This window comes from Sphingobium sp. TomTYG65, from assembly GCF_055395525.1.
Window position 1 is genome coordinate 269,483 of sequence record NZ_AP027330.1, and the last position, 15,890, is coordinate 285,372.

Genomic DNA, 15,890 nt, shown 5'->3' on the forward strand with positions numbered 1-15,890 from the left:
CATATGAAGATCAATCGTAGCGGATCGGCGGTTTGGAGTGGCGGCCTGAAGGACGGAAAGGGCGCGATTTCCACGCAGAGCGGCGCGCTGGACGCGCATCCCTATGGCTTTGCCATGCGGTTCGAGGGCGTGCCGGGCACCAACCCGGAAGAATTGATCGCGGCGGCCCATGCGTCCTGCTTCACCATGGCGCTGTCGCTGATCCTCGGCGAGGCCGGGCTGACGGCGGAGAAGATGGAGACGAACGCGGTCGTGACCCTGGAGCAGCAGGAAGGCGGCTTTGCGATCACCGCGAGCAAGTTGACGCTGAAGGCGAAGATTCCGGGGGCGTCCGACGAGCAGTTTCAGGAACTGGCGGCCAAGGCCAAGGCCAATTGCCCTGTGTCCAAACTGTTGAACGCGGAGATCAGCCTGGACGCGGAACTGCTAGGCTGACGCGAAACGGCGGGTGCGTACATGCTCCCGCCACGCGATATAGAGGCCGCTCGCAATGATGAGCGTCGCGCCGGTCCAGGTGGTGGCGATCGGCCATTCGCCCCAGATGACAAGGCCGAGCATCGTCGACCAGATGATGGTGCTGTAGTCCATCGACAAGACGACGGAGACGGGGGCGCAGCGCAGCGATCCGGTCATGCACAGTTGCGCGCAGCCGCCGGTAAGGCCGACACCGACGAGCAGTGCCCAGGTTAGCGGATCATGCGCCTGTCCGACGAACAGCATCAGCAGGGCGAGCGGCGGGATCGACAGGACGGTGAACCAGAAGACTATGACGCCCGCCCGTTCCGTTCGCCCCAGATCGCGCAAGACCAGGCTGATGCAGGCGGTCATGATCGAGCCGGAAAGGGCCACCGCCAGGCCCAACGGCGGGAAATGCGCGCTGTCCGGGCGGATCATGATCACTATGCCTGCGAAGCCGAGCAGGATAGCCGCCCAGCGGTGCGGGCCGGTTGCTTCCCGCAACAACAGAGCGGAGAGCAGGGTGGCGAAGATGGGCATGGTGAAGCCGATGGTGGTCGCCTCCGTCAACGGCAGCAGCATGTAGGAGCCGAAGTTGAGCGCCATGCCGGTGAGGCCAAGCGCCGTCCTGCTGACATGAGCGCCAAGCCGGTTGGTCCGTACGGAAGGCAATCCGTCGGTCAGCGCGACCCATGCGATGATGATCGGCAGGGCCAGAGCCTGTCGGTAGAAGAGCAGCTCGCCAAGATGCACGCCGCGCGTGCCCACGACTTTGCCCAGCGCGAACATCGCCGCCAGGAAGGCCATGGCGACGAGGCGCAGTCCGATGCCGGTGAGTGGCCGCTCCTCCCGCAGAGGGGGGGGCGGCGGAAGCTCCTCCGGGGGGCTGGTGGGGGCAGGCGGTTGCACGCGCCCGCTTTAGACATGCGCCGAGATGAGGCAACCGCCGAGATGTTATTTAGCGGGTTTCCGGAATTTCAATGTCATGCGGTCGCTTTCGCCGATCGCGAGATATTTCGCTTTGTCGACTTCGCCGTTGGTAAGAGAGGGAGGCAGGGTCCAGACGCCCTTCGGCCAATCGGCCGTATCCCGCGGATTGGCGTTGATTTCGGACGCGCCCACATATTCGAAACCGGCCGCTTCGGCCAGGCGGCGAATGGTCGAGACCTTAAGATAGCCGCTGCTCTTTTCCAGCGCGACGTCCCGGCCTTCGGGCAGGCGGTGATCGACGATGCCGAGCGTGCCGCCGGGTTTCAGGAGATCGTAGAAGGTCTTGAAGGTCGCTGCCTCTGTTCCCGCCATCACCATATTGTGGACGTTGCGGAAGGTGAGCAGCGTATCGACGCTGCCGGCCGGTATCATCGCGGTCTGGTCGGGGAAGGGGACCAGCTTCACCTTGTCATAGACGTCAGGCTTGGCGGCAAGGAAGTTCCGATAGCCGTCGAGATAGCGGCCGGAGGGTTGGAGGGCATAGAGGGTGCCCTTCTCGCGGAGGAGCGGGGCCAGGATTTCCGTGTACCAGCCGCCGCTGGGGCTATATTCCACCACGGTCTGCCCGGGCGAGACGCCGAAGAAGGCGAGCGTTTGCGCCGGATGCCGATATTTGTCGCGCGCCATGTTGGCCGCGCTCCGGGTGGGCGCGGCGACTGCGGCGGCGATGGGATCGGCTGGCTGGGCAGGCTGGTGGCCTGCATGACCGGCATGCTGTGCGGCGAGCGGCAGGGCGGGAACAGCGATAGCGGTCAGCAGCAGACCGGCGCGCGCGATACGGTTCATCGGAAATCCTCTCCTTCATCGGCGAGGGAAACAGATGTGCCGTTTGCGCTGGCGGAGCGCAAGCTGCTGGCGGGACCCTAAGCCCCGCCAGTCATGATTTGTTACAGGCAGGCTTCGAGGAAGGGCTGGTCGAAGCCGAACTGCCGCGCTTTGTCCAGCGTGTAGGGACGCAGGCCCATGGAGCGATATTCGCCGACGATGCGGCCGCTGTCGTCCTCGTCATGATATTCGAATTTGAACAGTTCCTGGGTGACGATGACGTCGCCTTCCATGCCGATGACTTCGGTCACATTGGTGACCCGGCGCGAGCCGTCGCGCAGGCGCTTGACCTGGACGATGAGGTCCACCGAGTCGGCGATCTGCTTGGAGATGGCTTCCTTCGGGATTTTGATGTCGCCCATCAGGATCATGTTTTCCATACGGCCCAGGCACTCGCGGGGCGAGTTGCTGTGGAGCGTGCACATGGAGCCGTCATGACCGGTGTTCATCGCGGCGAGCAGATCGAAACATTCCGCACCACGAATTTCGCCCAGGATGATACGATCGGGGCGCATACGCAGGGCGTTCTTGACGAGATCGCCGATGGTGATCGCCCCTTGCCCTTCCAGGTTCGGGGGCCGGGTTTCGAGCGGAAGCCAGTGCGGCTGCTGCAGGCGGAGTTCGGCTGCGTCCTCGATGGTCAGCACGCGCTCGCCCGGGTCGATCATCTTCGACAGGGCGTTGAGCATGGTGGTCTTGCCCGAGCCTGTGCCGCCCGAGATGACGATGTTCATGCGGCAGGCGCCCGCGATCTTGAGCGCGGTGCACATTTGCGGGCTCATCGCGCCCCATTGCGCCAGCATGTCGAGCGTGATCGGCTTGGCGGAGAATTTACGGATCGAGATGGCGGTGCCGCGCAGCGAGAGCGGTGGCACGATCACGTTGACGCGGCTTCCGTCGGGCAGGCGGGCGTCGGCCAGCGGCGTGGTCTGGTCGACGCGGCGGCCGACCTTGTTCACGATGCGCTGGGCGATCTGGAACAGATGCTCTTCGTCGCGGAATTTGATGGGCGCGATCTGGAGCTTGCCCTTCTTTTCGATATAGGTCTGTTCCGGGCCGTTGACCATGATGTCGCTGACGTCCGGGTCGGCCAGCAATTCCTCTAGCGGGCCAAGGCCGAGCAGTTCATCGACCAGCACCTTTTCCAGGGCGAACTGTTCACGCCGGTTGAGGGTGAGCTTGAGTTCGGCAAGCACCTCCATGATGATCGGGCGGAATTCTTCCGCCAGTTCATCCTTGCTGAGCGTGGCTGCTGCTTCGGGATCGACGCGTTCGAGCAGGCGAGGAAGGACCTGTTCCTTGATCTTGTGGACCGATGCTTCAAAGCCCTGCGGCCCCGCGTCGGGCACATGTTCGGCATTGGCGCGATCGGACAGGCGCTGCAAGGCGTCGGCGTTGCGCTGCATCTGGCCGGTAGGCGCGGAAAGCGGATCGATCGGTGTTTCGGCGGGCAAGGGCGCCATGTCCAGCGGCGGGAACTGATCGCCTCCCCGCGCTTCGTCGCGAGGCGCTCCGCCCTGCATCGGCCGGGCTACGCCGAATCCCGGCTTGATGCCGGCAGCTCCATTTTTCCGTCCAAACGCGCTCATAATTCTCCGCCGGGATGTTCCAATCGGTCCAGCCAACCACAAAGAGACCGATCAAATATGGCTGGAAATGGTGAATAGGGCGGAAACTTTGACAAATGGCTAATGGATCGGGAGGCTCGTGTCCCAGGCGCGCCACAGCAAAAAGGCCGCGCTCCGAGGTGTGGAGCGCGGCCTTCCCAATTTACGTGAGAGCAGTTGTTGCGGCCGTCAGCCGGCATGCTCCGCAAGGACGGTAAGACCCTTTTCATTCACTTCCGCAAAGCCGCCCTGGACAGGGATGATTTCGGGTGTGGAACCGGCGCTGGCGAAGATCTGGATCGCGCCGTCGCGGACGGTGGACATGAAGGGGGCGTGGCCTTCCAGCACGCCGAAGTCGCCATCGGTGCCGGGGACGACGACCTGATAGACCTCTTCCGAACGGACGAGCTTTTCGGGGGTCACGAGTTCGAAATGCAGTGCCATCTTTAACTCTCCCCCCTCCCTTTCAAGTCTTAGGAGGGGCACGGGACCCTCCTAAGAGGGCAGGGGGTGGGTGCGATTGCGTAAGCAATCGCCTGCAGCCTGTCGGGATGGGTTAGAAGCTCGCTGCGCGAGCTACCCACCCCAACCCCTCCCTTGAAAGGGAGGGGTTAGTTTTGTTCAGCTTACGCCGCTTCAGCGGCCAGCTTCTTCGCCTTTTCGATGGCTTCGTCGATGCCGCCGACCATGTAGAAGGCGTTTTCGGGCAGATGGTCATATTCGCCTTCGACCACGGCCTTGAACGACTTCACCGTGTCTTCGATCTGGACGAACTTGCCCGAGATGCCGGTGAAGACTTCGGCGACGTGGAAGGGCTGCGACAGGAACTTCTGGATCTTGCGGGCGCGGGCGACGGTCAGCTTATCTTCTTCGCTGAGTTCGTCCATGCCCAGGATCGCGATGATGTCCTGAAGCGACTTGTACTTCTGCAGGATCGACTGCACCGCGCGGGCGGTGTCATAATGTTCCTGGCCCACGGTGCGCGGCTCCAGCACGCGGCTGGTGGAGTCGAGCGGATCGACCGCCGGATAGATGCCCAATTCCGAAATGGCGCGGTTGAGAACGGTGGTGGCGTCCAAGTGCGCGAACGAGGTCGCGGGCGCCGGGTCGGTCAAGTCGTCCGCGGGGACGTACACGGCCTGCACCGAGGTGATCGAACCCTTGTTGGTCGAGGTGATGCGCTCCTGCAGCGCGCCCATGTCGGTCGCGAGGGTCGGCTGATAGCCCACGGCCGAAGGAATACGACCGAGCAGAGCGGACACTTCCGCGCCCGCCTGGGTGAAGCGGAAGATGTTGTCGACGAAGAAGAGCACGTCCTGGCCTTCCTGGTCGCGGAAATATTCCGCGATGGTGAGGCCCGACAGGGCGACGCGAGCGCGGGCGCCCGGGGGCTCGTTCATCTGGCCGTAAACCAGCGCCACCTTCGAACCTTCGCTGATCGCGTTGCCGTCGGCGTCCTTGGCGATAACGCCGGCGTCGAGGAACTCGTGATAGAGGTCGTTACCTTCGCGGGTACGCTCACCGACGCCCGCGAAAACCGAGGTGCCGCCATGGCCCTTCGCGATGTTGTTGATCAGTTCCTGGATGAGCACGGTCTTGCCGACGCCAGCGCCGCCGAACAGGCCGATCTTGCCGCCCTTTGCGTAAGGGGCGAGAAGGTCGATGACCTTGATGCCGGTGACCAGGATCGAGCTGTCGGTCGACTGATCGACGAACTCGGGAGCCTTGGCGTGGATCGGGGCGGAGAGGGTGGTTTCCACCGGGCCGCGCTCGTCGATCGGCTCACCGACGACGTTCAGGATGCGGCCGAGGGTAGCCGGGCCGACGGGAACGCTGATCTGCGCGCCGGTGTCGGTCACTTCCTGACCGCGGGTCAGACCGTCGGTCGAGTCCATCGCGATGGTGCGGACGGTGTTTTCACCCAGATGCTGGGCGACTTCCAGCACAAGGCGCTGGCCGTTGTTGCTGGTTTCCAGCGCCGAGAGAATGGCGGGGAGTGCATCGGGGAAGGTCACGTCGACGACAGCGCCGATGACCTGCGAGATGCGGCCTACATTGTTGGTGGTTGCCATGACTGCTTCCTTGCGTGCGTGATCTTAGAGGGCTTCGGCGCCCGAAATGATTTCGACCAGTTCGGTGGTGATCGCTGCCTGACGGCTGCGGTTATACTGAATGGTCAGCTTGTTGATGAGGTCGCCGGCATTGCGGGTCGCATTGTCCATGGCGGTCATCGAAGCGCCCTGTTCGGACGCATTGTTTTCGAGCAGCGCCTTGAAGAGCTGGACCGTGATGTTGCGCGGCAGCAGGTCGTCGAGAATCGCTTCCTCGCTCGGCTCATATTCCACCGTCGCGCCGATGGCGTTGCGGTCAGCGTCTTCCGGGATCTTGACCGGGATGATCTGCTGTTCGGTCGGGATCTGGGCGAGAGCCGACTTGAACTGCGAATAAAAGAGATGCGCAACGTCGAACTTGCCGTTCAAATACATCTCGGTCAGTTCGCGCGCGATTTCCTGCGCCTGGTCAAACCCGGGCTCCTTGGCTCCGGTGGTGTCGAACTGGGCGACGATCATGCCGGGGAAGGCGCGGTTGATGACCGGACGGCCCTTGCGGCCGATCAGGTAGAAGCGGACGGTCTTGCCCTGCTCGATCAGCTCATCAGCCTTGGCACGCGCGGCCTTGACGATGTTGGCGTTGAACGCGCCAGCAAGGCCTCGGTCGGAGTTGGCGACGACCAGCAGATGGACATCATCCTTGCCGGTGCCCGCGAGCAGGGGCGACGCGCCTTCGCCCGAACCACCCGCGATCTTCGAGGCGAGGCTGGCGACGACCGCTTCGAGACGGCTGGAATAGGGGCGAGCGGCTTCAGCAGCGGCCTGCGCCTTGCGCAGCTTCGCCGCGGCGACCATCTGCTTCGCCTTGGTGATCTTCTGGGTCGATTTCACCGACCCGATGCGGAGCTTCAGTTCCTTGAGGCTGGCCATGTACCGTCTCGTTCAATCCTGTTCCGTCATGCCAGCACAAGCTGGCATCTCACGCCCCCAGGTCGGACCTATCCGGCCTGAGACCCCAGCTTGCGCTGGGGTGACGGCTAAATATTAGGCGAAGGTCTTGCCGAAGCTGTCGAGCGCGGCCTTCAGCTTGCCCTTGGCATCGTCGCCCAGATCCTTGCTGTCGCGGATCGCGGCGAGGACGTCGGCATGGTCGTGGCGCAGATAGGCGAGCATCAGCTCTTCGTAACGCGTCACATCCTTGACGGCGACATTGTCCAGATAGCCGTTGGTGCCGGCGAAGATCGACGCGGTCTGCTCTTCGAAGGGCAGCGGCGAGAACTGGGCCTGCTTCAGCAGCTCGGTCAGGCGCGCGCCACGGTTCAGCAGCTTCTGGGTCGAAGCGTCGAGGTCCGAACCGAACTGGGCGAAGGCCGCCATTTCGCGATACTGGGCCAGCTCCAGCTTGATCGAGCCGGAAACCTTCTTCATCGCCTTGGTCTGCGCGGCGGAGCCGACGCGCGACACCGACAGGCCCACGTTAATGGCCGGACGGATGCCCTGGTAGAAGAGGTTGGTTTCGAGGAAGATCTGGCCGTCGGTGATCGAGATCACGTTGGTCGGAATGTAGGCCGACACGTCGCCCGCCTGCGTTTCGATGATCGGCAGGGCGGTCAGCGAGCCAGCGCCGTTCGCGTCGTTCATCTTGGCTGCACGCTCCAACAGGCGGCTGTGCAGGTAGAACACGTCGCCGGGATAGGCTTCGCGGCCCGGAGGACGACGCAGCAGCAGCGACATCTGACGATAGGCGACGGCCTGCTTGGAAAGGTCGTCATAAACGATCACGGCGTGCATGCCGTTGTCGCGGAAGAATTCGCCCATGGTGACGCCGGTGTAGGGCGCCAGATACTGGAGCGGAGCGGGCTCCGAAGCAGTCGCGGCGACGACGATCGAATATTCCATCGCGCCATTTTCTTCGAGCTGCTTGACGATCTGCGCGACGGTCGAGCGCTTCTGGCCGACGGCGACGTAGATGCAGTAGAGCTTCTTGCTCTCGTCATCGCCCGCGTTGATGCCCTTCTGGTTGATGAAGGTATCGATCGCGACGGCGGTCTTGCCGGTCTGGCGGTCGCCGATGATCAGTTCGCGCTGGCCACGGCCGACGGGGACGAGGGCGTCGATCGCCTTGAGGCCGGTCTGCACAGGCTCGTGCACCGACTTGCGGGGGATGATGCCCGGCGCCTTGACTTCAACGCGCTTGCGCTCGGTGTAAGCGATCGGGCCCTTGCCGTCGATCGGGTTGCCGAGGCCGTCAACGACGCGGCCGAGCAGGCCCTTGCCGACCGGAACGTCGACGATGGTGCCGGTGCGCTTGACGGTGTCGCCTTCCTTGATCTCGGCGTCCGAGCCGAAGATCACGACGCCGACATTGTCGGCTTCGAGGTTGAGCGCCATGCCCTGCACGCCATTGGCGAACTCGACCATTTCGCCCGCCTGGACGTTGTCGAGGCCATGGACGCGGGCGATGCCGTCACCCACGGTCAGCACGGAACCGACTTCGCTCACCTGCGCTTCGGTGCCAAAATTGGCGATCTGGTCCTTGATGACCTTCGAAATTTCTGCGGCGTTGATATCCATGTTCAGCCTTTCATCGCCAGGGCGAGACTATTCAAACGGGTGCGGATGGAGGAATCGATCATCTGGCTGCCGATCTTGACGACCAGCCCGCCGAGGATCGCGGGATCGACCTTTGCATCGACCGCGACTTCGCGGCCGACACGGGCCCGCAGGCTCTGCTGCAGGGCGGTGAGCTGATTTGCGTCGAGCGGATGCGCGCTCGTCACTTCGGCGCGGGTTTCGCCCTTGTGATTCGACAGCAGCGTCTCATAGGCGCGGATGACGGCAGGCAGCTGCGCGAGGCGGCGGTTCTGCGCCAGGACGCCCAGGAACTTGGTGGTGAGTGAGTCGAGGCCCATCGACGCCGCAACGGCCGCAACCGTCTTGCTCGCGGTATCGCGGCTCAGCACCGGATTATTGATGAGGCCCTTGAAATCCGCCGATTCGGCGAGTGCCGCCTTGATCGCGCCGAGGCTGCCCGCCACGGTGTCGAGGGCGTTGCCGTCGCGAGCCAGATCGAACAGCGCAACCGCGTAGCGGCCGCTGAGGCTAGCCTGAATGCCGCCGGTAGTCTCCACGCGCTTACCGTCCTCCACTTGATTTGCCGGTCATGCAAAAAGAGGGGAGCAGTAGCTGCCCGTTCCCCTGTTGCCGGGCCGGTTAGCAGCGGGATTATGACTATGCAAGTCATGGAACGCGATTCCGTCACAAGGATGGAATCAAGGCGATTTGCCGGCGCGTCCTGCCGCCGGATTCCCGTCAGTTGGATAGATCGGACGGGGCGAGGCGGCCCTTGCGGCAATGATAGACTAGCCGCTCATTGGGCTGGGCAGGCAGGAGCGTGGCGAGATCGGACCGCAGTCCGGCGATTTTCGCGAGCAGGTCGGATTCGCTGCCGCATGCTTTGATGGGGCCATCCTTCAGCAGCGCGCGTGCCTTGTCCATCGTGTCGCTGTCCGGCAGCCAGCGCTGGACGCGCAATGTGCCCGTTGCAGGGTCAAAGCGGCTGACCGTGATGAAATTGCCGGAATCGGGCACGCTGGCCCGTTCCCACTCATTGCCTGCGGCAATATATTGGCTGTTGCCGTTGACGCAGCCGCTCTGGCTCCAGTGGAAGGGAATGTCGTTTGCTTCGGAGATGGTGAGGCGGCTGCGGTTGAGATCGATGCGGCAGATATTGTCGCCCTCCCACGCATAGGCATTGTTGCCCGTGACGCGGTTGTCGTCGGGTAGCTTCACCCTATCGTCGATGCTGGAAAAGCTGGGTTTCAGGAAGAAGATGGCGAAGGCGCCCAGCAATAAGAGGCCACCGCCGGCCAGGAACCAGGTTGCGCGCCGTTCACGGCCCTGGCTGTAGAAAAGCCCGCCTGCGCCCAAGCCGAGGACGGCGAGGGCGAGGAGGACCGCTGCCCCAGCCATCGCATTTTCGCGCGCGGAGATGACGTCGCGCTCGGCGGTGTCGCGGGCTTTTTCGAGGGCGGCTTCGCGCGCATCGGCCTTGGCGCGTTCGGATTGTTCGCTCTGCTGCGCCTCACGCTGGGTGAGGGCTGCCTCGGCTGCGTCGGCTTCGGCCATGGAGCGGCAGGGCACGACCGTGTGGAGGGAGGAGACTCCCGCCTGACGGAGGAAGGAGGCGACTTCGCGCCAGGAGACGGCGAATCCGAACTCGGCGTCATTGCCGTCCGATACGGAGCCGAAGCTGTTGACGCCCAGCACCCGGCCGCAATCATCGACCAGCGGGCCGCCGCTGTTCCCGGCGGCGAGCGGCGCGGTGTGGAGGATGGTGTCGAAGCTCTGGCTGGAGCGGCCGGAGGATATGTTGCCGCTGGTCTTTACCGTGCTGAGCGGCTCTACCATCTGCTTGAGGCCAAGGCCCTGCGCGCGATCGACGGTGCCGGGGTAGCCGATGGCGGTGACATGCTGCCCATCGCTGACCGCGCCTGCATAAAAGGTGCTGACGGGAAGGCGGCCTTCCTCCAGCTGAATGAGCGCGAGGTCGTTGCCGGGCGAATAGGCGATGACGCGGCCGCCATAGCTTTTGCGGCCTTCGGACGGGATGACGCCGATGACGAGATTCTTCTCCTCGCGTGTCAGCTCCACCACATGGGCGTTGGTGATGACCTTGTCCGGCGCGATGGCAAAGCCGCTGCCATGGCCGACGAAATAGGCTTCGCTGCCATCGGTCGCGACGATGGCGATGCGGACCACGCCACGGGCGGCAGCGGCGATATCCTGCTGTTCCGCCAAGGCCGTAGCAGGCAAGGCGAGCGCGAGCAGGAGGCAGAGGCGACGAAGAAGAGCGACCATGGTTGCGCGCATTCATATGCGATGCCCGCACATAGGCAATGGGTGAAATGCTTTGACCGCAAGCCGCGGGAAGGCTGGCCCGCGCCGCTCTGCTACTCCATAAGCATGAACCAGATGACCGACCTTTACGCCTCGACGAAGACGCCGATCGATCCTGAAGCCTGCTGGGACGCTTTTCTGCGCCGCGACCGGGCGATGGACGGGCAGTTTGTCGGCGCGGTGCTGACGACCGGCATATATTGCAAACCCAGTTGCGCAGCGCGGCATCCGCGGCGGGAGAATATGATCTTCCTGCCCGATCCGGAAGCGGCGCGGGCGGCGGGATTTCGCGCCTGCCTGCGCTGCCGGCCCGATGAAGTGGGACGGGACAGGCTGGCAGTGGAGGCAGCAAAGCTGTTCATCGGTGCGGCAGAGACGCCGCCTTCGCTGGAGGAGGTTGCGGCCCATGGGGGCTATGCGCCGCATCATTTCCATCGGCTGTTCAAGCGCGAGACGGGGCTGACACCGGCGGCTTACGCCAGGTCGCTGCGCGCGGAGAGGCTGAAGGCCGCGCTGGAGGAGGGCACCAGTGTGACCAGCGCGATCTATGATGCGGGCTATAATGCGCCGAGCCGCGCCTATGCGGATGCGGAGCGGCATCTGGGGATGACGCCCAGCGCGTGGAAGGATGGCGGACGGGGCGTCATGATCCGCCATGTGGTGGTGAAGTCGAGCCTAGGTCCGGTGCTGGTCGCTGCGACCGCCAAGGGGCTGTGCCGGATCAGCTTCGACGAGGATGAGACGGATTTGCGGCGTCGCTTTCCGAAGGCAGAGATAGCGGGCGGCGACGTAGCGTTGGAGGGGCTGGCTGCGCAAGTCGTCCGCTTGATCGAGGAGCCTGGGCAGCCGATCGATCTGCCCCTCGATGTGTGCGGCACCGCGTTCCAACAGGCGGTGTGGGCGGCCCTCCGCGCGATTCCTCCGGGCGAAACGCGCAGCTATGGCGAGATCGCGGCGGCGGTCGGGAAGCCCGGCGCCGTGCGGGCGGCGGGCACGGCCTGTGGCGACAACGGCCTCGCGGTGCTGATCCCCTGCCATCGCGTCTTGCGGAGCGACGGGAGTTTGGGTGGCTATGCCTATGGGTTGGAACGGAAGAAGGCGCTGCTGAAGCGGGAAGGGCGCGATTGAGGGCGCTGTTTGTTCTTCCATTTGGGTCATGAGTGCGGCAGAAAATAGCGGGGATAAACGCCTTTGGGGGTAGGGTGATGAAGAGGGGATATAAGGGGCTGCTGGCCCTGCTTTTGTGCCTGTCGGCGGTGGTGCCCGGAGCGGCGCATGCGGCCTGGTTGCAGGCGAAGAGCAAGCATTTCATCATCTATAGTGAAGGCAGCGAGGGCAAGCTGCGCGATTTTGCGCAGAAGCTGGAGAAATTCGATTTCCTGCTCCGCCACATCACCCGCATCGATGATCCCGAGGCGGGCAGTCCGGTGCATGTCTATCTGCTCAACAGCGACCTCCAGATCATGCAACTGGCGCGCAATCGCAACGCCCGGGGCCTTTACGACACGTCAGACCGCTTCGCTTACGCGGTGCTGCCGCGGGACGGGAAGGCCGACGAGTTCGACCTGGGCGCGCAGGAGATCCTGTTCCACGAATATGCCCATCATTTCATGCTGCACCATTTCCCGGCCGCTTACCCGGCCTGGTACATAGAGGGGTTCGCCGAGTTCTTCTCAGCCATCAAATTCCCGAAAGATGGCGCAATCGAGTTCGGCAACATCCCCATGTATCGCGCGCCGGGCCTGGTATATGCGTCGCCCTATCCTCTGAAATTGCTGCTGGCCCGCAATGCCGAGAAGCTCGGGGCGATGGACGGCGACCGCTATTATGGCACTGCCTGGCTGCTGACCCATTATTTTCAGTATCGGCCGGATCGGCGGGCGGAAATCTCCCATTACCTAATGGATATCGCCAAGGGCGTGCCGGACATGAAGCTGGACAGCTACTTCGCCGGCGGCATCAATGGTCTGGAGAAGGATCTGCGCGCCTATATGAAGAAGCCGCTGGCAGCGTCCCGGTTGGCGCCGCAATCTCGGACGATCGAGGAAATTACCATCGGCCCGGTTGATCCGGTACAGGGTGCCCTTGTCGACAATGAGTTGCGGCTGATGCGCAAGGCGAAGCCCGAAGAGCTTACCGGCATCATCAGTTCCATCCGCCAGACTGCTGCGAAATATCCCGGCAATGCCTATGCGCTTGCGGTACTGGCGGAAGCCGAAGCTGCGGCGGAACAGAATGATGCTGCGCTGGCCGATGCCGACCGGGCGATCGCGATCGATCCCGCGCTGTCGCGCGCCTACAGCACGCGTGCGCGGCTGTTGCTGAACAGGGCGAATGACAGTGGCAAGGAGGAGGATTGGGCCGCGGCGCGCGCGTCGATTGTCAAAGCCAACCGGGCCGATACCGAAGACCCAGTGCCGCTGGACCTATATTACCGTTATAATGTGATGAGGGGTGGGCCGGTGCCGGAAGTCGCCATCGATGGGTTATACAAGGCATTCGAATTGTTGCCGCAACATGATGACTATCGTGTCGCCCTGTCCCATGCACTCGCGGGGCAAGGGAAATATGTGGCAGCTTCAAGGCTGCTCGACCCGATTGCTTATTCTCCACACGCGTCGGAGTCGCGGGACGCCGCGCTGCAGTTGAAGGCGCAATATGATGCGGCAGCCAAGGCGCAGCCCGAACCGGCTAAGAAGAGCGCTTCAGCCGCTCAATGATGGCGCGGCGTTCGGCCTTGCTCATGCCGCGCCACCGGCGGATTTCGTCGATGGTGCGGCCGCAGCCGGTGCAGATGCGGCCTGCCTTGTCCAGCTTGCAGATGTTGACGCAGGGGCTTTCCACGGGCGTTCAGGCCGTCACATGAAGCTGTAGGGATCGACGTCCACGGCGACGCGGGTGCCAGATTTCCAGGTGAGATCGCCGAGCCATTCGCGGATGGCGGCCTGCACGTCCATCGCCCTCGTGGCATGGATCAGCAGGCGGTGGCGGTGGCGGCCGCGCAGGACCGAGAGGGGGGCGGGCGCGGGGCCATAGATGCGCATGCCGTCGATCATCGGGGCGGACTTGCCGATCAGCCGGGCGACCTGGGCAGCTTCATCGGCATCCTCGCTCGACACGATGATCGCGGCGAAGCGGCCGAAGGGCGGGGCGTTAGCGCGGCGGCGATTTTCGGTTTCGACTTCGTAGAAGCGTTCCGAATCGCCTGCGATCAAGGCCTTGATGACTTCGGCTTCGGGCATGCGGGTTTGGATGAAGACGCGGCCCGGCTTCTGGCCCCGGCCAGCGCGGCCTGCGACCTGGACGATCTGCTGGAAGGTGCGCTCCGACGCGCGCAGGTCGCCGCCTTCCAGGCCGAGGTCTGCGTCGATCACGCCTACCAGCGTGAGGTTGGGGAAGTGATAGCCCTTGGTGACGAGCTGGGTGCCGATGATTATATCGACCACGCCCGCTTCGACCGATTTCACGAATTCGGCGACCTTGGCGGGGGACCAGAGCGTGTCGGAGGTGACGATGGCGGTACGGGCCTGGGGCCAGAGCGCCTTCACCTCGTCCGCGATGCGCTCGACACCGGGGCCGCAGGCGACCAGGCTGTCCTCTTCCTTGCACTCCGGGCAGAAGCGGGGCGAGGGGATGACATGGCCGCAATGGTGGCAGGCGAGGCGCTTCGTCAGGCGATGCTCGACCATCCAGCTGGTGCAATTAGGGCATTGGAAGCGGTAACCGCAATGGCGGCAGAGGGTGAGCGGCGCATAGCCGCGGCGGTTGAGGAAGAGGAGGCTTTGTTCGCCCTTTTCCATCGTCTCGTCGATCGCCTTGACGAGCGGCGGCGCGATCCAGCGGCCCCGTTCGGGCGGGTCGGTGAGGAGGTTGATGCCTTCTATCCCCGGCATTTCCGCGCCGCCGAAGCGGGAGGGAAGCTTGATTTCCTGATAGCGGCCAAGTTCGACCTGATGGCGCGTTTCGATCGCGGGCGTGGCGGAGGCGAGGATGACGGGGAATTTCTCAATGAGGCCCCGCATTACCGCAACATCGCGGGCATGGTAGTGTACGCCATCCTCCTGCTTGAAGCTGGCTTCATGGGCTTCATCGACGACGATCAGGCCAAGATTGGGATAGGGGAGGAAGAGAGCGGAGCGGGCGCCGACGACCACGGCGGCTTCCCCGGCCGCTATGGCGCGCCAGGCGCGGCGGCGCTCGGATTGGCGCAGGCCGCTGTGCCAGTTGACGGGGACCGTGCCGAAGCGCTTTTCGAAGCGTTCGAGGAAAGGTTCGGTGAGCGCGATTTCGGGGAGCAGGACGAGGACCTGACGGCCCTGCCGGATGGCGGCGGCGATGGCCTCGAAATAGACTTCCGTTTTGCCGGAGCCGGTGACGCCGTCGAGGAGGAAGGGTGCGAAGTTGCGATCCTCGACCGACTGGACGAACTGGTTCGCCGCTTCCGCCTGCTTGTCCGACAGGACGGGCGGTGCGTGGTCCGGGTCGGGCGCGGGGAAGGGCGTGTCCACGCTGACCTCCACCGCTTCGAAAGCCCCGGCCTTGACGAGACCGCGGATGACGGCGTCGCTGACGCCGCCGATCATCGCCAGTTCGCGGATCAGGCCCTGCCGCTCGCCGATGCGCTCCATCGCCTGTGCGCGTTGATCGGTCATGCGATCCGGAAGGTCGCCGGTGGCGCGATATTCGATGACCGTGCGCGCACCCTCGAGCGCGCTCATCGAGGCGAGCGTCATGCGCAGCACAGCGGCGATCGGGGCGAGATAATAGTCGGCCGTCCATTCGATCAGGCGGCGGAGCGTTTCCGGGACGGGCGGGGCATCGACGACGCTGGCGAGGTTGCGGAGGCGGTTGTCGCCCACGGTTTCGATTTCGGGGAAGGCGTCTTCATCCCACACCACGCCGATCAACTGGCGCGGGCCAAGCGGGGCGACGACGATGCTGCCAGGCTTGACGCTCATGCCGTGCGGCACGCGATAGTCGAGCGGGCCCAAAGCAGCGTTCAGGAGGATGACACGGGCGCGCGAACTCATCTGCCCCTCCCTATCGCCTGGGGGGCGGGAGG

14 protein-coding genes are annotated in these 15,890 nt (G+C 64.0%); 3 read left to right on the forward strand and 11 right to left on the reverse strand.

What is annotated here, in order from left to right; all coding sequences use genetic code 11:
- Nucleotides 1–3 precede the first annotated feature (3 nt).
- Nucleotides 4–435, forward strand: a complete 432-nt coding sequence (locus tag ACZ5Y5_RS01420) for an OsmC family protein (RefSeq protein ID WP_464809441.1) — start codon at nt 4–6, stop codon at nt 433–435.
- Here ACZ5Y5_RS01420 and ACZ5Y5_RS01425 read toward each other — a convergent pair.
- The 9 genes from ACZ5Y5_RS01425 to ACZ5Y5_RS01465 form a co-directional block, all read right to left on the reverse strand.
- Complete coding sequence (locus ACZ5Y5_RS01425) at nt 427–1,263, reverse strand: DMT family transporter (RefSeq protein ID WP_464810438.1); 837 nt, start codon at nt 1,261–1,263, stop codon at nt 427–429. The genes ACZ5Y5_RS01420 and ACZ5Y5_RS01425 overlap by 9 nt on opposite strands.
- A 147-nt stretch (nt 1,264–1,410) precedes the next feature.
- The gene (locus tag ACZ5Y5_RS01430) at nt 1,411–2,232 is read right to left on the reverse strand and encodes a class I SAM-dependent methyltransferase (RefSeq protein ID WP_464809442.1); all 822 of its coding nucleotides are present in this window, start codon (nt 2,230–2,232) and stop codon (nt 1,411–1,413) included.
- 101 nt (nt 2,233–2,333) lie between these two features.
- Nucleotides 2,334–3,860, reverse strand: a complete 1,527-nt coding sequence (locus tag ACZ5Y5_RS01435; protein ID WP_464809443.1) for a CpaF family protein — start codon at nt 3,858–3,860, stop codon at nt 2,334–2,336.
- A 207-nt stretch (nt 3,861–4,067) separates the two neighbouring features.
- Entirely contained in the window at nt 4,068–4,322 is a 255-nt protein-coding gene (locus ACZ5Y5_RS01440; RefSeq protein ID WP_464809444.1) for an ATP synthase F1 subunit epsilon, read from the reverse strand.
- 182 nt (nt 4,323–4,504) lie between these two features.
- Entirely contained in the window at nt 4,505–5,950 is a 1,446-nt protein-coding gene (gene atpD / locus ACZ5Y5_RS01445) for a F0F1 ATP synthase subunit beta (RefSeq protein ID WP_464809445.1), read from the reverse strand.
- A 24-nt stretch (nt 5,951–5,974) separates the two neighbouring features.
- Nucleotides 5,975–6,859 carry a F0F1 ATP synthase subunit gamma gene (locus tag ACZ5Y5_RS01450; RefSeq protein ID WP_464809446.1) on the reverse strand — a complete coding sequence of 295 codons (885 nt, stop codon included), beginning with the start codon at nt 6,857–6,859 and terminating at the stop codon, nt 5,975–5,977.
- Between the two features lie 114 nt (nt 6,860–6,973).
- Complete coding sequence (gene atpA, locus ACZ5Y5_RS01455) at nt 6,974–8,503, reverse strand: F0F1 ATP synthase subunit alpha (RefSeq protein ID WP_464809447.1); 1,530 nt, start codon at nt 8,501–8,503, stop codon at nt 6,974–6,976.
- Nucleotides 8,504–8,505: 2 nt separating this feature from the next.
- Nucleotides 8,506–9,060 (reverse strand): F0F1 ATP synthase subunit delta, encoded by a 555-nt coding sequence (locus tag ACZ5Y5_RS01460; protein WP_464809448.1) that lies wholly within the window; start codon nt 9,058–9,060, stop codon nt 8,506–8,508.
- 181 nt (nt 9,061–9,241) lie between these two features.
- Nucleotides 9,242–10,789 carry a S1C family serine protease gene (locus tag ACZ5Y5_RS01465; RefSeq protein ID WP_464810439.1) on the reverse strand — a complete coding sequence of 516 codons (1,548 nt, stop codon included), beginning with the start codon at nt 10,787–10,789 and terminating at the stop codon, nt 9,242–9,244.
- A gap of 105 nt (nt 10,790–10,894) precedes the next feature.
- Here ACZ5Y5_RS01465 and ada point away from each other — a divergent pair, with 105 nt between their 5' ends.
- Nucleotides 10,895–11,956 (forward strand): bifunctional DNA-binding transcriptional regulator/O6-methylguanine-DNA methyltransferase Ada, encoded by a 1,062-nt coding sequence (gene ada, locus ACZ5Y5_RS01470; RefSeq protein ID WP_464809449.1) that lies wholly within the window; start codon nt 10,895–10,897, stop codon nt 11,954–11,956.
- A 77-nt stretch (nt 11,957–12,033) separates the two neighbouring features.
- The gene (locus ACZ5Y5_RS01475; RefSeq protein WP_464809450.1) at nt 12,034–13,548 is read left to right on the forward strand and encodes a hypothetical protein; all 1,515 of its coding nucleotides are present in this window, start codon (nt 12,034–12,036) and stop codon (nt 13,546–13,548) included.
- On the opposite strand, the gene ACZ5Y5_RS01480 is transcribed toward ACZ5Y5_RS01475, so the two are convergent.
- Nucleotides 13,520–13,672, reverse strand: a complete 153-nt coding sequence (locus ACZ5Y5_RS01480; RefSeq protein WP_464809451.1) for a DUF1289 domain-containing protein — start codon at nt 13,670–13,672, stop codon at nt 13,520–13,522. The genes ACZ5Y5_RS01475 and ACZ5Y5_RS01480 overlap by 29 nt on opposite strands.
- Nucleotides 13,673–13,686: 14 nt before the next feature.
- Complete coding sequence (locus tag ACZ5Y5_RS01485; protein WP_464809452.1) at nt 13,687–15,858, reverse strand: primosomal protein N'; 2,172 nt, start codon at nt 15,856–15,858, stop codon at nt 13,687–13,689.
- Between the last annotated feature and the right edge of the window lie 32 nt (nt 15,859–15,890).

Bases quoted from the DNA above. Each gene is read 5' to 3' on its own strand.
- ACZ5Y5_RS01420 (WP_464809441.1), top strand. From the start codon at position 4: ATGAAGATCAATCGTAGCGGATCGGCGGTTTGGAGTGGCGGCCTGAAG.
- ACZ5Y5_RS01425 (WP_464810438.1), bottom strand. From the start codon at position 1,263: ATGGCCTTCCTGGCGGCGATGTTCGCGCTGGGCAAAGTCGTGGGCACG.
- ACZ5Y5_RS01430 (WP_464809442.1), bottom strand. From the start codon at position 2,232: ATGAACCGTATCGCGCGCGCCGGTCTGCTGCTGACCGCTATCGCTGTT.
- ACZ5Y5_RS01435 (WP_464809443.1), bottom strand. From the start codon at position 3,860: ATGAGCGCGTTTGGACGGAAAAATGGAGCTGCCGGCATCAAGCCGGGA.
- ACZ5Y5_RS01440 (WP_464809444.1), bottom strand. From the start codon at position 4,322: ATGGCACTGCATTTCGAACTCGTGACCCCCGAAAAGCTCGTCCGTTCG.
- atpD (WP_464809445.1), bottom strand. From the start codon at position 5,950: ATGGCAACCACCAACAATGTAGGCCGCATCTCGCAGGTCATCGGCGCT.
- ACZ5Y5_RS01450 (WP_464809446.1), bottom strand. From the start codon at position 6,859: ATGGCCAGCCTCAAGGAACTGAAGCTCCGCATCGGGTCGGTGAAATCG.
- atpA (WP_464809447.1), bottom strand. From the start codon at position 8,503: ATGGATATCAACGCCGCAGAAATTTCGAAGGTCATCAAGGACCAGATC.
- ACZ5Y5_RS01465 (WP_464810439.1), bottom strand. From the start codon at position 10,789: ATGGTCGCTCTTCTTCGTCGCCTCTGCCTCCTGCTCGCGCTCGCCTTG.
- ada (WP_464809449.1), top strand. From the start codon at position 10,895: ATGAACCAGATGACCGACCTTTACGCCTCGACGAAGACGCCGATCGAT.
- ACZ5Y5_RS01475 (WP_464809450.1), top strand. From the start codon at position 12,034: ATGAAGAGGGGATATAAGGGGCTGCTGGCCCTGCTTTTGTGCCTGTCG.
- ACZ5Y5_RS01485 (WP_464809452.1), bottom strand. From the start codon at position 15,858: ATGAGTTCGCGCGCCCGTGTCATCCTCCTGAACGCTGCTTTGGGCCCG.